The 14,859-nt window shown below is 69.6% G+C and carries 15 protein-coding genes; 5 read left to right on the plus strand and 10 right to left on the minus strand.

Translation table 11 applies throughout. The features are described 5' to 3' along the window. Nucleotides 1-161: 161 nt before the first annotated feature. Nucleotides 162-722, minus strand: coding sequence for a Trp repressor-binding protein (locus D6682_06785; GenBank protein ID RMH50449.1), 561 nt, complete (start codon nt 720-722; stop codon nt 162-164). Nucleotides 723-1,034: 312 nt separating this feature from the next. Here D6682_06785 and D6682_06790 point away from each other — a divergent pair, with 312 nt between their 5' ends. The 5 genes from D6682_06790 to D6682_06810 all read left to right on the plus strand — a co-directional run bounded on the left by D6682_06790 (nt 1,035) and on the right by D6682_06810 (nt 6,885). Further along, nucleotides 1,035-2,837, plus strand: a complete 1,803-nt coding sequence (locus tag D6682_06790) for an elongation factor 4 (GenBank protein ID RMH50459.1) — start codon at nt 1,035-1,037, stop codon at nt 2,835-2,837. Nucleotides 2,838-2,997: 160 nt separating this feature from the next. After that, a complete protein-coding gene (gene lepB, locus D6682_06795; GenBank protein RMH50460.1) occupies nt 2,998-3,693 on the plus strand; it encodes a signal peptidase I in 696 nt (231 codons plus the stop codon). 638 nt (nt 3,694-4,331) lie between these two features. Then, nucleotides 4,332-5,153, plus strand: coding sequence for a ribonuclease III (rnc, locus tag D6682_06800; GenBank protein RMH50450.1), 822 nt, complete (start codon nt 4,332-4,334; stop codon nt 5,151-5,153). Further along, nucleotides 5,150-6,076: a GTPase Era gene (locus tag D6682_06805; GenBank protein RMH50451.1), complete on the plus strand. Its 927-nt coding sequence runs from the start codon at nt 5,150-5,152 to the stop codon at nt 6,074-6,076. Before rnc ends, D6682_06805 begins: the two co-directional genes overlap by 4 nt. A gap of 5 nt (nt 6,077-6,081) precedes the next feature. Beyond that, entirely contained in the window at nt 6,082-6,885 is an 804-nt protein-coding gene (locus tag D6682_06810) for a nucleoside triphosphate pyrophosphohydrolase (GenBank protein RMH50452.1), read from the plus strand. 48 nt (nt 6,886-6,933) lie between these two features. On the opposite strand, the gene D6682_06815 is transcribed toward D6682_06810, so the two are convergent. From D6682_06815 to D6682_06855, 9 genes are all read right to left on the minus strand, one after another. Further along, entirely contained in the window at nt 6,934-7,659 is a 726-nt protein-coding gene (locus D6682_06815) for an adenosylcobinamide-GDP ribazoletransferase (GenBank protein ID RMH50453.1), read from the minus strand. After that, nucleotides 7,647-8,276, minus strand: coding sequence for a histidine phosphatase family protein (locus D6682_06820; GenBank protein ID RMH50454.1), 630 nt, complete (start codon nt 8,274-8,276; stop codon nt 7,647-7,649). Before D6682_06820 ends, D6682_06815 begins: the two co-directional genes overlap by 13 nt. 98 nt (nt 8,277-8,374) lie before the next feature. After that, complete coding sequence (gene cobT, locus D6682_06825) at nt 8,375-9,433, minus strand: nicotinate-nucleotide--dimethylbenzimidazole phosphoribosyltransferase (protein ID RMH50461.1); 1,059 nt, start codon at nt 9,431-9,433, stop codon at nt 8,375-8,377. A 102-nt stretch (nt 9,434-9,535) separates the two neighbouring features. Next, entirely contained in the window at nt 9,536-10,636 is a 1,101-nt protein-coding gene (locus D6682_06830; protein RMH50455.1) for a hypothetical protein, read from the minus strand. Next, nucleotides 10,626-11,504 carry a cobalamin biosynthesis protein CobD gene (cobD, locus tag D6682_06835; GenBank protein ID RMH50456.1) on the minus strand — a complete coding sequence of 293 codons (879 nt, stop codon included), beginning with the start codon at nt 11,502-11,504 and terminating at the stop codon, nt 10,626-10,628. Before cobD ends, D6682_06830 begins: the two co-directional genes overlap by 11 nt. Further along, nucleotides 11,501-12,925 (minus strand): cobyric acid synthase, encoded by a 1,425-nt coding sequence (locus tag D6682_06840; protein ID RMH50457.1) that lies wholly within the window; start codon nt 12,923-12,925, stop codon nt 11,501-11,503. Before D6682_06840 ends, cobD begins: the two co-directional genes overlap by 4 nt. Nucleotides 12,926-12,931: 6 nt before the next feature. After that, nucleotides 12,932-14,221: a precorrin-3B C(17)-methyltransferase gene (gene cobJ, locus D6682_06845; protein ID RMH50462.1), complete on the minus strand. Its 1,290-nt coding sequence runs from the start codon at nt 14,219-14,221 to the stop codon at nt 12,932-12,934. Between the two features lie 65 nt (nt 14,222-14,286). Then, nucleotides 14,287-14,703: a cobalamin biosynthesis protein CbiG gene (locus D6682_06850; protein RMH50458.1), complete on the minus strand. Its 417-nt coding sequence runs from the start codon at nt 14,701-14,703 to the stop codon at nt 14,287-14,289. Next, nucleotides 14,700-14,859, minus strand: a 160-nt coding sequence (locus tag D6682_06855) for a cobalamin biosynthesis protein CbiG (protein ID RMH50463.1), incomplete at its 5' end; no start/stop codon positions are given. The genes D6682_06855 and D6682_06850, both read right to left, overlap by 4 nt.

A 14,859-nucleotide genomic window follows, 5' to 3' on the forward strand; every position in this document is an offset into this window, starting at 1 on the left:
AGGGTGGCATCGAGCGTCGCTTCATCGACGCGCGCCTTGCCTTGCAGACGATGGGCGATCTCGCCCAGCTTGTCGGTCAGGTTACGGAACATTCCGGCCTCCTCGGTGGAAGGAATGGTCCGCCGACGTCGCGGGATCCGCGGGCGTCGTCGGCGGATCGGTCATGCGGTGGCATCCGCCCCCGCGCGGAAGCGCAGCGCCACCTCGGTGACATGGGCGCCGTAGCTGCGGGCGGCGACCAGAGCCGCCTCGCTGATCGGCTGCGGCATGCCGGCGGCGTCGGCGCAGCGGGCGTAGGCGCCCCAGTGCAGGCCGCCATCGGCGTAGCCGGGCAGATCCTTGGGGAAGCCCACGGCGATCATGCCGTGTTCGAGCGCGTTGGCGAAGAGGGAGATCAGGGTCAGCTCCACCCCGCCGCCGGCGTTGCCCAGCCCCCCGCCGGTGGCGAAGATGCCGGCGATCTTGCCGGCCAGGGCGTTCTCCAGCCACAACTTGCCGCATTCGTCGATCAGTTTCTTCACCTTCCACGCCATGGTGCCCATGTGGACCGGTGAGCCGAGAAAGATGACGTCGGCGTCGACCAGCCGCCCGGGTGCGGCCTCATCGACCCGGCAGAGCGTCACCCGGGCTGTGGGGTCGGCGGCCTCGCAGCCGCAACCGATGGCGCGGGCCATCTTCTCGGTGTTGCCGTAGTCGGAGTGGTAGAGGATCAGGATCTGCATATGGAGCGCCTTTGGTGGATCGATCGAGTGCGAATCGCAAATACAACGGTCCGTGGAGCCTCAGGCTTCACGGGGGTCGACGAGGGCCGGTCTCGACTGCCTTGCAAAACCGTCGCTTGCATACGCCGGCTCCGGTTTCGCGCGGCCCTCCCGGCCGCGGATGCCGGCTTCTTGCGCAACCGGCACGATGGGGCGAACGACCGGCCGGGGGCCGGTTCCGGCGGCGGATGGTAGCGCGGGGGGATGCGCCCGGGTAGCAGAGGATGCGCCACATGGCCTTGCAGCAGGCGAACCACTAGCATGCGGCCGGTCATGCAGCGTGACCGCATCCGCAACTTCTCCATCATCGCCCACATCGACCATGGAAAATCGACCCTCGCCGATCGGCTGATCGAGATGACCGGCGCGCTGGCCGAGCGCGAGATGAAGAAGCAGGTGCTCGACTCGATGGAGATCGAGCAGGAGCGCGGCATCACCATCAAGGCCCAGACCGCCAGCCTCGACTACCGGGCGCGCGACGGCCGCATCTACCGCCTCAACCTGATCGACACCCCCGGCCACGTCGATTTCACCTACGAGGTCTCCCGTTCGCTGCAGGCGTGCGACGGCGCGCTGCTGGTGGTCGACGCCACCCAGGGGGTGGAGGCGCAGACGCTGGCCAATGTCTGGCTGGCGCTGGAGAACGATCTCGAAATCATCCCCGTGATCAACAAGATCGATCTGCCGAGCGCCGATGTGGAGGAGGCGCGGCGGCAGATCGAGGAGGTGATCGGGCTGGACGCTTCGGAGGCGATCCCCGTCTCGGCCAAGAGCGGCGCCGGGGTGGATCGGGTGCTGGAGGCGGTGGTCACCCGGCTGCCGCCGCCGCAGGGGCGCGATGAGGCGCCGCTCTCCGCACTGATCATCGACTCCTGGTTCGATGCCTACGTCGGGGCGGTGGCGCTGATCCGGATCTTCGACGGGCGCATCGCCCGTCGCGACCGTTTCCGGCTCTGCTCCAGCGGCGCCTGCTACGAGGTGCAGGAGCTGGGCCGCTTCTGTCCGGCGGCGGTGCCGCAGGAGGCGCTGGAGTGCGGAGATGTCGGTTATCTGGTCGGCGGCGTCAAGCGGCTGGCCGATCTCAAGGTGGGCGACACGGTGACCCTGGAGCGCAACCCGGTGGCCGAGCCGCTGCCCGGCTTCCGCGAGCCCAAGCCGATGGTCTTCTCCGGTCTCTATCCGGTCGATTCGGCCGACTACGGTGAGCTGCGCGACGCGCTCGACAAGCTCCATCTCAACGATTCCGCCTTCACCTTCGAGCCGGAGAGCTCCTCGGCGCTGGGGCTGGGCTTCCGCTGCGGCTATCTGGGGATGTTGCACATGGAGATCGTGCAGGAGCGGCTGGAGCGCGAGTTCCATCTCGATCTGATCACCACCGCCCCCAGCGTGGTCTACCGCCTGACCATGCGCGACGGCAGCGTGCGCGAGATCTCCAACCCCAGCGAGTTTCCCGATCCGGCGCGGATCGCCGCCGTCGAGGAGCCGACGGTCGATGCCAGCATCTTCGTGCCCGAGGAGTTCGTCGGGGTGATGATGCGGCTCTGCCAGGAGCGGCGCGGCATCCAGAAGACGATGAAGTTCATCGGTTCGGGGCGGGTGATGCTGGTCTACAACCTGCCGCTGGCCGAGATGGTGATCGACTTCCACGACAAGATGAAATCGGCATCGCGCGGCTACGCCTCGATGGACTACGAGCTGGCCGGGTTCCGCCCGGAGGCGGTGGTGAAGATGGATGTGCTGGTCCACGGCGAGCCGGTCGACGCGCTCTCCCTGATCGTGCACCGTTCGGTGGCCGAGAGCCGCGGCCGGGAGCTGGTCAAGAAGCTGCGTCGGTTGATTCCGCGGCAGCAGTTCGACGTGCCGGTCCAGGCGGCGATCGGCGGGCGCATCCTGGCGCGGGAGACGGTCAAGGCGGTGCGCAAGAACGTCACCGCCAAGTGTTACGGCGGCGATGTCACGCGCAAGCGCAAGCTGTTGGAGAAGCAGAAGCGGGGCAAGAAGCGGATGAAGGCGATCGGCAGCGTCGAGGTGCCGCAGGAGGCGTTCCTCGCCGTGTTGCGGCTGGGGGAGGAATGATGGTTTCTTGCGAAACCACCATTCGCGACCGGGACGGTCGCGCAAATCCGGAGGTTGCTCTTGCAACCGACGGAGTGGTAAGGCGATCGAGGACCGCGCTCTTCGATCGCCGTCAAGCAAAGAGTCCACGGATGGACCTTTTGCGATTCAATCAGAAATGATGGGCGGGTTCCGTAAGGGCGGCGCGTCGGCAGAGCGGAAGCCGGCGTGGCGCGAATGGCTGGAGAGCCTGATCGTCATCGCCCTGATCGCCGTGGTGGTGCGCAGCTTCATCATCGCCCCGTTCAAGATCCCTTCATCGAGCATGGTGCCGACGCTGGAGGTGGGCGATTACCTCTTCGTGCTGCGCTACAGCTACGGCCTGCGGGTGCCGTTCACCGACATCCAGTGGTTTCCGCGTCCGGCCCACCGCGGCGACGTGGCGGTGTTCGACTACCCCAACGACCGCAGCAAGGACTACATCAAGCGCATCGTCGGTCTGCCGGGCGACCACATCCTCTACAAGGACAACCGGCTCTACATCAACGGCAGGCAGATGGCGTTGACCGATGTGGGGGAGCACCCCTACTTTCTCGGCGACGGCTCGCTCGACGTCGCCGAGGAGTATATCGAGCAGCTGGGGAATGTGCGCCATGCGGTGTTGCGCAAGCCCTTCTCGATCAAGGACGGCGAGTGGGTGGTCCCTGCGGGGATGTACTTCGCCATGGGGGACAACCGCAACAACTCGCTCGATTCCCGCTTCTGGGGCTTCGTTCCGCAGGGCTACCTGGTGGGGAAGGCGCTGGTCATCTGGTGGTCGTGGGACGGGCAGCGCAAGCGGCCGCGCTGGTCGCGTATCGGGCGGTTGATCCGATGATGGTTTCGCAAGAAAACATCATCGCGGCGTTGGCGTGCCGCGCAAGACCGGAGGTTGCGCATGCAATCGACAGTTTTGTGAGGGGATCGAAGACCGCGCTCTTCGATCCCCGTCGAGCAACAAGCCCACGGATGGGCTTTTTGCGATTCCATCATCCGGTGATGGTTTCGCGAAACCATCATCCGCGACCAGGATGGCCGCGCAAGACCGAGGCCTGCGCCGGCAGGCGAATGTCTTGACAGGGCGATCGAGGGGCGCGCGCTCCGATCGCCGCTGAAGCGAGCCGTCCATGGACGGACGGGTTGCGATCTTGATCTTGCCATGAAGATGGAGCATCAACGAGGCTTTTCGCTGGCCGGACTGCTTCTGGTGGTGGCCCTGCTCGCGCTGGTGGTCGATTACGGCTACCACATCATCCCGGTCTACACCGTCAAGGGGACGATCCAGAACATCTTCCGTTCGCTGGCCACCCACCATCCCGACTACACCCAGGAGGAGGTCCGGCGCAAGCTGCCGGAGATCATGCGTGTGGAGTATCTCGATCCGGAGAAGGACGTGCCGGAGGAGTTCTTCGACAACCTGGTGGTGGTCTCCGAGGATGGGAAGATGGACATCAGCACGGAGTACCAGGTCGAGGTGTGGCCGCTGGGGATGCCCGAGCCGTTCCGGGATCCCGACGTCGACGAGGAGGATGTGGAACTCTCCCTCTTCGAGCGGCTGCAGCTCAAGGCGCGGCTGGTGTTCGATTTCGAGATCTCCGCCCATACTCCTTGAGCAGAGAGGCGCGGCAGGAGGCACGCCTGGAGGTGGCCATCGGCTACCATTTTGCTGACGCGGCGCTGCGGGCACGGGCGTTGACCCACAGCTCCTGCGGCGGGGCGCACAACGAACGGCTGGAGTTTCTCGGTGACGCCGTGTTGCAGCTGGTCATCACCGACGCCCTCTACCGCCGCCATCCCGAGGCGGGCGAGGGGGTGCTCACCCGGATGCGTGCGCGGCTGGTGGCCCGCCCGGCGTTGGTCGAGACGGCGCGGCTCTGGTCGCTGGCCGACCACATCCGGGTGAGCAAGGGAGAGCGGGCGGCCGGCGGCGGCCCGAAGTCGGAATCGGTGGTGGCCGATGCGGTCGAGGCGGTGCTGGGCGCGATCTACCTCGACGGCGGCATCGAGGCGGCCCGGGCGGTGATCCACCGCGCCTGGTCGGAGCGGATCGATGCGGCCGGCGGCGGGACGGTGGTCGATGCCAAGAGCGCCCTGCAGGAGTGGACCCAACAGCGGGGGTTGGGGCTGCCCGACTATCGGGCCGAGGATTGCGGCGTCGGTCGGGTGCCGCGTTTCGTCGCCCGCTGTCTGCTCGACGGTGTGGTCCTGGGGGAGGGGAGCGGCGCGCGCAAGAAGGAGGCCGAGCAGCAGGCGGCTGCTGCGGCTCTTCGCCGTCTGCGGCAGCAGGAAACGCGGTGAGCGATCGGTCCGAGGCTGCCGCCGGGGCGGAGGGGTTCCGCTGCGGCCGGGTGGCGCTGCTCGGCCCGCCCAATGTGGGCAAGTCGACCCTGCTCAACCGGATCATCGGCGCGCGCATCGCCATCGTCACCCCCAAGCCGCAGACCACGCGCCACCGCATCCTCGGCATCTACACCGACCACGCCTGCCAGATCGTCTTCATCGACACCCCGGGCATCCACCGCGCCCGCTCCCGGCTCAACCGCGCCATGGTCCAGACGGCGATGGCGGCGATCGAGGAGGCCGACCTGCTGTTGCTGCTGCACGACGTCACCCGCCGGACGGAAGGGGGGATGGAGCGCTGGATCGAACCCCTGGTCGCCCGCCATCCCGAACTGCCGCGGCTGCACCTGCTCAATAAGATCGACCGGATTCCGACACTGGAGCTGTTGCCGCGGATCGAGGCGCTCCATCGGATGGACGAGGCGGCCCGTGGATTCATCCCCGTCTCGGCGCGCAAGGGGACGCAGATCGACGAGCTGCTGCGCACCATCACCGCGCTGCTGCCCGAACGGCCGCCGCTCTACGATCCGGAGTGGTTCACCGATCAGAGCGCCCGCACGCTGGCGGCGGAGTATGTGCGTGAGCAGCTCTTTCTCGCCCTGCAGCAGGAGGTTCCCTTCCAGACGGCGGTGCTGGTCGAGGCATGGCGCGAGCAGGGGCCGAGGGTGGAGATCGAGGCGGTGATCCTGGTCGGCAGCAAGAGCCACAAGCCGATGGTCGTCGGCAAGGGGGGGCGGCGCATCAAGCAGATCGGCAGCCGGGCGCGGGCCGGCATCGCCCACCTGCTGCAGCGCAATGTCGATCTGCGGCTGTTCGTCAAGGTACAGCCCGACTGGTTCGAGCAGCCGGAGATGCTGCGTACCCTGGGCATCGAGCAGTAGCCCGGATGCCGGAGCGTATCTACCGCCACGAGGAGCCGTTCGCCCGGCTGCGGGCGCTGATGGCGCTGCTGCGCGTCGCCTGTCCCTGGGATCGGGAGCAGACCCTGTGCAGCCTGCGCCCCCACACGCTGGAGGAGGCGCATGAGGTGATCGAGGCGGCCGAGCGGGCCGAGGCCGCCGGGGATGCGCGGGCGTGGGAGGCGCTGCGCGGCGAGCTGGGCGATCTGCTGCTGCAGGTGGCCTTCTATGCCGTCATCGCCGAGGAGGCCGGGGCGTTCGATCTGGCTGCGGTGGTCGATGGGCTGATCGACAAGATGGTCCGCCGCCACCCCCATGTCTTCGGTGATGCCCGCCCCGATGACCTGCTCGATCAGTGGGAGCGGCTCAAGGCGGCGGAGCAACAGGAGCGCGACAGCCTGATGGATGGCATCCCGCCGCTGCCGGCGCTGGCCCGGGCGCAGAAGATGCAGCAGCGGGCCGCACGGGTCGGCTTCGACTGGCCCGATGCCCGGGGGGTGTTGAAGAAGGTGGGCGAGGAGGTGGCCGAGCTGCACGAGGCGCTGGCGGGCGGCGATGCGCGGCAGGTGGAGGGGGAGTTCGGCGATCTGCTCTTCACCCTGGTCAACCTCGGGCGCAAGCTGGGGGTGGATAGCGAAAGCGCGCTGCTGAGCAGTTGCCGCAAGTTCGCCGACCGTGTTCGCGCCATGGAGCGGGAGGCGGCCCGGCGGGGTGACAGGCTGGATGCGATGGATGCGGAGCAGTTGGAGGCGCTCTACCGTCGGGTCAAGCGGAGGGGCGGCTCCTCCTGAGGCCGATGGCGGCCTTCGTGGGCGATCGGCGGGGATGCGCCGCCTGCATCATCCCGCCGCCAGCAGCAGGAGGCATTCGACACATTCGATCCCGGCGCCGAGGGCGTCGCCGTTCATGCCGGCCAGTCGCCGGCGCAGGAAGAGCCACCACGCCGCCGGAGCCAGCAGTGCCGCCACTGCGAAGTCGGGGGAGACCGTCCACCAGGAGAGGGGTCCAAGCAGCGCCGTCCAGCACCAGATCGCCGGCTGCCCCCTCCCCGGGGTGGCGAGTCGTGCGGCGCTTCCGTCGGTGAGCGGCGGCAGGGTCCGTGCCCAGAAGAGGGCCCCCAGCCGCGCCCAGGCGGGGATCCACAGCCAGGCGGCGGATGTCCCTCCGTCGTCGATGAGCGCATGGGAGGCCACCAGCCGGGTCAGCAGGATGGTGGCCAGCGCCGTCGCGCCGAAGCTTCCGATGTGGGGATCCTTCAGCACCGCCTGAAGGCGTGTCGGGTCGCGATGGGCCGCCCCGAGGGCGTCGGCGAGATCGGCCGCGCCGTCGAGGTGGAGCCCGCCGGTGAAGGCGAGCCAGAGCAGGATGAGGGCGAGTGCGCCCACCCACGGATCGGCGCCGAGCAGGGACAGGGAGGCGGCGGCAATCCACGACAGCGCCCCGAGGGTGAGCCCCACCAGCGGGAACCAGGCGCCCGCCGCATCCAGATCCCCCTCGCCTGCTTGCATGGAGCGGGGCAGCGGGATGCGGCTGAGCAGCCCGAAGGCGGCGATCAACCCGCGCAATCGGCCTCCACTCCCGCCGGCGGACCGTTGATGAAGAGGATGCGCGGCGCCTCCCCGGCGAGCAGCGAGACGCGGCTGGCAGCCGCATGGGGCAGATGGATCCGCCAGAGGGCCGAGCGCGGCATCTGCAGCAGATGGGCCAGGATCACGCGGATCACGCCGCCGTGGGCCACCAGCAGCCTCCTCCGCCCCCCCGTCGCTTCACCCATCCACCGCTCCCAGGTGGAGAGGACCCGGTCGGCGAAGCGGTCGAAGGGCTCGCCGCCCGGAGGGGTGACCCCGACCGGGGAGGTGCGGAAGCGGCGGAGCAGCGCGCCGTGGTCGCGTTCGATCTCCTCCAGCGTGTGTTGCTCCCATATCCCGAAATCGATCTCGCGCATTCCCTCCAGCAGGGTGCAGCGCACGCCGGTCGTCCGCGCCCGCTCCTCGGCGAAGCTTCGGCAGCGTGCCATGGGTGAGCTGGCGATCTCGTCGTGCGGGGCGAGGCGGCGGCAGACGGCCTCCATCTGGCGGAATCCCCGCCGGGAGAGCGGTGTGTCGGTGGCGCCATGGAGGCTCCATCCCTCCGCCTCCACCGCGCCGTGGCGCAGCAGGTCCACGAGGATGGGATCAGTCATGATCGAATCGCAAAACGTCCGTCCGTGGACGTTTCGACCCCGCGGCGGTCGAGGGTTTGCCCGACCGGAGCCGCGGGTACGGAGTGGGCAGGAGGTCGTCACCCATCCTTGTCGGTGACCCCGGCGTCGGCGAAGGTGGCCATCTCGTTGTGCAGCGCGATCGCCGCCTGAAGCAGGGGAACGGCCAGCGCCGCCCCCGTTCCTTCGCCCAGCCGCATGCCGAAGTCGACCAGCGGTTCGAGCCCCAGTGCGGCCAGCGCCGCGCGGTGGCCCCGTTCCTCGGAGCAGTGGGAGGCGAGCAGCCAGTCGGTCACCGACGGGGCGGTCAGCCGCGCGGCCAGCGCCGCCGCGGCGGCGATGAAGCCGTCCACCACGGCCGGCACGCCGGCCTGAGCGGCCGCCAGGTAGAAGCCGGTCATCGCCGCGATCTCCAGACCGCCGACCTCGGCCGGCACACGGTCGTCGGGCAGCTCCCGGATCCTGGCCAGCGCCCGACCGACCACATCGATCTTGCGGGTGCGTCCGGCCTCGTCCACGCCGGTGCCGTACCCGACCACCTCTTCGGGGGCGATGCCCGCCAGCCGGCAGATGAGGCAGGCCGAGGCGGTGGTGTTGCCGATCCCCATCTCGCCGGCGATCAGCAGGTTGGCGCCGCCGTCGATCGCCGCCTGCGCCCCGGCGCGCCCCGCCTCCAACGCCGCGGCGTATTCCTTCGGGGTCATCGCCGCCTCGTGGAGCAGATTGGCCGTGCCGGGGCGTACCCGGGCATGGACGATCCCCTCCAGCCCGGTCAGATCGGTGGCCACGCCCACGTCCACCACATCGAGTGCGGCGCCGCATTGCCGCGCCAGCACGTTGATCGCCGCGCCGCCGCGGACGAAGTTCTTCACCATCTCGGCCGTCACGACGCTCGGGTAGGCCGATACCCCCTCGGCGCAGACTCCGTGGTCGGCGGCGAAGACGACGATGTGGGGGCGCAGCGGTTCGGGACGGACCCGCCCCTGCCTGGCCGCGAACCAGCAGGCGATCTCCTCCAGCCGGCCGAGGGCGCCGCGCGGCTTGGTCAACTGCTCCTGCCGCGTCCGCGCCGCCGCTTCCGCGTCGCGGTGGAGGCGGGCGACCGTCGTGGTGCCGTTCCGTGTTCGTGCATGTGTCATGGTCGATTCCATCGCAAGAGCTCCGTCCATGATCGCATCGTAAAAAGTCCGTCCGTGGACTTTTTGCTTGACGGGAATCGAAGATCGCGGTCTTGGATTCCTTTACAAATCCGTCAGTTGCGTCTGCAACTTCCGGATTTGCGTGGCCGTGATGATGGATTCCCGCGGAGGCGTTGCAGCCGGGGCGCTGCGTTCCGCCAGGGGCGGGTCTCCTTCGTCGGCCCGCGCATCCAGCGCGGCGGCCAGCCGCACCCATCCCTCCTCATCGCCCGGCAGCCCCAGCCGCACCCATCCCGTCAACTCGGGCCATTCGGGGAAGGTGCGCACGAGGATGCGATGGCGGTGGAAGGGGGGGAAGCGCTTCGAAGGAGGGCGCCCGAGGAGGAAGGGGGCCTCCGAGGGGAGGGTGCGCCAGCCGTGTGTCGTAAGCAGCCGCTCCAGCCGACGGCGGGCGCACGCCACCACGCCGTCGCGCGCCTCCGCCTCGGCCAGCAGGCGCGGAACGAGATGGAGGAGCGGCGTGGCCGCGCCCCATGGCGGCAACCACGGTCGAATCCGCTCCAGAAGCTGCGGTTCGGCTACCAGATAGCCCGCCGGCAGGCCGGGCAGGGCGAAGAGCTTGGTCAGCGATCCCAGCCGGACCACCCCGGGGATGATGCCCAGCCGGCACCGCTTCTCCCACGCCATGTAGGATTCGTCCAGCACGCCGCCGCCTGCTGTGGGCAGCGGGCGTGGGGCTCCGTCCGGATTGTGCGGGCTGGTCAGCCAGAAGGCCTCGGCGCGGGGGATCGCTCCGCCGCGCCGGAAGGGAAGGATCCGGCATCCGGCGCGGCGGGCGCAGTGCAGCGGCTGGCTGTAGCATGGGCACTCCAGTGCGAGGGAGCGCCACCCCATGGCCTGCGGCAACAGCTCGATGAAGCTGCGGGCGCCCGCGCCGACCAGCAGGCAGGCCGGCTCGACGTCGAAGGCGCGGGCGAGGGCGCTTCGTGCCGGCTCCCCCTCCGGGTCGGGGTGGCGGCCGGCCAGATCGGCATGTTCCCCGAGCCAGGAGGACAGCCAGCGGGGGGGGCCGTCGGGATGGATGCCGGTGGAGAGGTCGAGGATCTCCTCCGCGGTACAGCCCCAGCCACGCGCCGCCGCTTCGACCGCACCGCCGTGGTGGAGGGCGGTCGACGGCGGCAGGTTCCCCCAATCAACGGACAACGAGGCTTCCTCCCAGCGCCAGCAGGGCGGCGAACCCCAAGCTGCGCCGCACCACGCAGATCCCCTCGGCCGCCGCCGCGCCTTGGGGCTCCCTGGCCCGCCTCCCGCCGTACCAGGGACGCTCCTCCACGTCGCCGCCGCGCCATACCGGCCCGCCGAGGCGGAGATCGGCGGCGCAGGCGAGGGCCGCCTCCGGCCAGCCGGCGTTGGGCGAGGGGTGGGTGGCCGCTTGCGCCCGCACCAGGGGCCAGCGCGACAGCCGCCCCGGCAGGAGCATCAGCCAAGCCGTCAGCCGGGCGGGCAGCCAGTTCACCGCATCGTCCACCCGCGCCGCCCACCGGCCGAAGCGGCGGTAGCGCCCGTTGCGGTAGCCCCACATCGCATCGAGCGTGTTGACCAGCCGGTAGAGCCAGGCACCCGACCCGCCGGCCAGTACGAACCAGAAGAGCGGCGCCACCACGGCGTCGGAGGCGTTCTCGGCCAGCGACTCCAGCGCCGCCCGCCGTGCATCCACCATCCCCATCCGGCCGGTGTCGCGGCTGACGATCTTCGCTGCGGCCCGTCGGGCGGTCGGGAGCGTATCGGCATCGAGTACCGCCCGTACGTGGGTGAAGAGCGAGCGCCAGCCGAGGCTGATCCAGAGCAGCAGGGCGTCGGCCGGCCAGCCGGCGCGGTCGCGCAGCGGCAGGATGGGGAGGGCCCAGGGCAGCAGAGCGGCCGCCCAGCAGAGCAGGCCGGCGCGGGCGGTGTCGGCGTGGAGCCGCGCTTCGCACCAGGCCGCCCAGCGACCGAACCAGGCCACCGGATGGAAACGGTCGGACGGATCGCCGAAGAGAGCCTCCAGCAGGAGGGCGGTCAGCAGGCTCATGCCGCCTTGCCGAGCAATGGGGCGAGCAGGTCGGGGCGCAGCTCCGCCTCCAGCAGGTCGGCCAGCCGGTCGAGCGACTCCATCACCCGCCGACGGTGATCGACGCCGTCCGAACCATCCATTCCCATCGCGGTGAGCCAGGCACGGCGGAACGGGCCGCGTTCGAACAGGCCGTGCAGCCAGGTGCCCCATACCTGTCCATCGTCCGAGCATGTGGCGAAGGGGAAGAGCTCCGGATCCTCGGTGCAGCTTCCGTGGTGGATTTCGTAGCCGCAAACCGGCACCGGCTGCGGCCAGCGCGCGATGCGCTCCACCCGGCGCAGACGCTTCTCCGGCTCCATCCGGCAGGTGTGCGGCAGCAGGCCGAGCCCGGGGCGGGAGCCCCCCTCCACCCCCGGGTCGAGCAAGCAGCGGCCGAGCATCACCATTCCGCCACAGATGCCGAGCACCTTGCCGCCGTAGCGCAGGTGGCGCAGCAGCGGGCGGGTGAACCCCCGCTCCCGGAGCCAGTCGAGGTCGGAGGCGATGTGCTTCGAGCCGGGCAGGACGACGACGTCGGCCGGCTGGAGGGCATCGGGAGAGCGTACGAAGCGGAGCGCGACGCCGGGCTCGGCGGCCAGTGGATCAAGGTCGTCGCTGTTGGCCATGCGCGGGAAGGCGATCACCGCCACCTGGAACGGTGCCCGCCGTAGGGCGGCCCGCTGGTGGCGGTAGGGGGCATCCTCCTCGGGCAGCTCCAGATCGAGCCATGGGATCACGCCGGCCACCGGCCTGCCGCTCTCTCGCTCCAGCCAGTCGATCGCCGCATCGAGCAGCGCGCGTGCACCACGGAAGCGGTTGATGAGCAGGGCGCGGACCCGCCGGCGCTCACCGGGGGGGAGCAGCGTCAGGGTGCCGGTCAGCGCCGCGAAGACCCCGCCGCGGTGGATGTCGCCGATCAACCATACGGGGAGGTCGGCCGCTTCGGCGAAGCCCATGTTGGCGATATCGCCATGGCGCAGGTTGGGCTCGGCGGGACTGCCCGCCCCCTCGACCAGCACCAGGTCGAAGCGCGATTGAAGCCGGTCGAAGGACTCCAGCACCGTCTCGAGCAGCGCCGCGCGCTCCTCGCGGAACCGCTCCGCCCGCAGCCGTCCGGCCACCCGCCCGCGCACGATCAACTGCGCCTGCGCATCCGCCTCCGGCTTGATCAGCACCGGATTCATCTCCACCGTGGGTTCCAGGCCGCAGGCCATGGCCTGCAGCGCCTGGGCGCGGCCGATCTCACCGCCGCAGGCCGTCACCGCCGCGTTGTTGCTCATGTTCTGCGGCTTGAAGGGTGCCACCCGCACACCGCGCCGGGCCAACAGCCGGCACAGTCCGGCGGTGAGCACCGATTTGCCCACCCCAGAGGCGGTACCCTGCAGCATCAGCGCCCGCATGGCGGATCACACTGCGCGTTCTGCGACGATGGGTGCGCAAGAAGCCTCCCAGCATCGCGCGAAGGCATCGAGCGCCGCCGGATCGAATGCGCCATCTGCGCGCACGAGCAATGCGCGGAACACCAGCCGCCCCCCGGCATCGAGGAAATGGACCCCAAGGGAAGCCCCGCCACGGCGGGCAAGCCAGGCGGCGGCCACTTCGCTCCAACGCACATGCAGATGAAACGCATCGGTGACCAGGTTCAGCCATTCGCCCTTCCTTTCGAAGTCGGCGCCCTCGGCAAGCAACTCGCCCACCGCCCCATGCGCGCGCACCACGAAACGCAGCCGCCCCCATGCGGGAAGCGCGGCCAGCGCCGCCTCCGGATCGATGGCGCGCGCGGCGAAGATGCCGGCGGGCGACGCCCGATCCGCCCCGGCCACCGCCTCGAAGATCTCGCCCAGCGGCGCATCGAAGTGTGCGGCCACCTGCTCCCAGGAGCCCGGAGAGCCCTTCGATGCCAGCCAGCGCCGCACGCAGCCATGCCACCCCTCCAGCCCCATGGAGAGCGAACGTCCCGCCTGCTCGCCGGCAACCGTCTCCCCCGTCAGCGCCGCATACTTGTTGGCATAGCCGCGCGGCGTGACCATCACCCCATCGCGCACGAAGGTGGTGCTGTTGCCGATGAGCACGGTGGAGAGCATCCCGATCTCCTGATCGGCCATCGCGTCGAGACGGGTCAATTGCACGCGTTGGCGGCGCCGATAGGCCGATTTGACGATCGCCACCGGCGTGTCCGGACGGCGATGGCGCAGCAGGATCCGCTGCGCCTCGACGATCTGACCGGTGCGGCGTCCCGATTTCGGGTTGTAGAGCCCGATCACGAAATCGGCCCGTGCTGCGGCCTCCAATCGCTTGCGGATCACCGGCCAGGGGGTGAGCAGGTCGGAGAGCGAAATCATGCACGCATCATGGGTCAGCGGTGCGCCGACCAGGGAGGCGCAGCCATTGAGCGCCGTGATCCCCGGCACCACCTCCACCTCGATGCCGCTTTCCGGCCTCCACCCCTGCTGCCACAGCACCTCGAACATCGGCCCGGCCATGCCGTAGATACCGGCATCGCCCGAGGAGATCAGCGCCACCACTCGGCCGGCCCGGGCGTGTTCCCAGGCATCGAGGCAGCGCCCCACCTCCTCGGTCATCCCTTTGCGGATCACCTGCTTGCCCTCGAGCAGGTCGCGCACCAGCTTGATATAGGTGGAGTAGCCGATCACCACCTCCGCCTCGGCGATCGCTTGCCTCGCGCGCGCGGTCATCTGTTGCGCATCGCCCGGGCCGAAGCCGACCAGGAAGATCCTGCCCGCCCGTCTGGATTCTCCGTTCACGGAACACCTCCCGACCGCGCTTGCGGCACGCGGCAGATGGATACCGTGACATGCTTGCCAGCGGCATCGCGATATTTGTATTTCTCCAACAGCAACGCGCGTTGGTCCCCCCCGGCGCGGAGGATCGCCGCCGCCTCGCCGACCGAGGGCGTGCCGACATATTTCATCACCGTCGGCGAGGGATTGGGCACCTCCACCTCCTTCAGCCGTTCGGCCGGGTAGCAGCTCAGCGGCCAGCCGAAGCGCCGGCACACCTCGACCAGCGCCGGCTCATCCGCCTTGCGATCGATGGTCGCCACCGCCTCGACATCCTCCGGCGACAACCCGACCGCGCCGAGCGCGTGCCTGATCGCCTGGCACATGCCCTCGCTGCTTGCATTCCGGTCGCATCCAATTCCCAGCACCACCTTCATGGGCGATAGACCACCAGCCGCTCATGCAGTTGTCGCCAGAGCGCATCCGGCACCGCCCGCGTCGTCACCCAGAGGACCGCGGCGAAACGATCGAGCGGCACATCCTCGAAGCGCGTGAAGCAATGGATGTTCACAGGTAGCGGCGCATCCCGCCTC

Source organism: Zetaproteobacteria bacterium, assembly GCA_003696765.1.
In the GTDB taxonomy this organism is placed as follows: Bacteria; Pseudomonadota; Zetaproteobacteria; order Mariprofundales; family J009; genus RFFX01.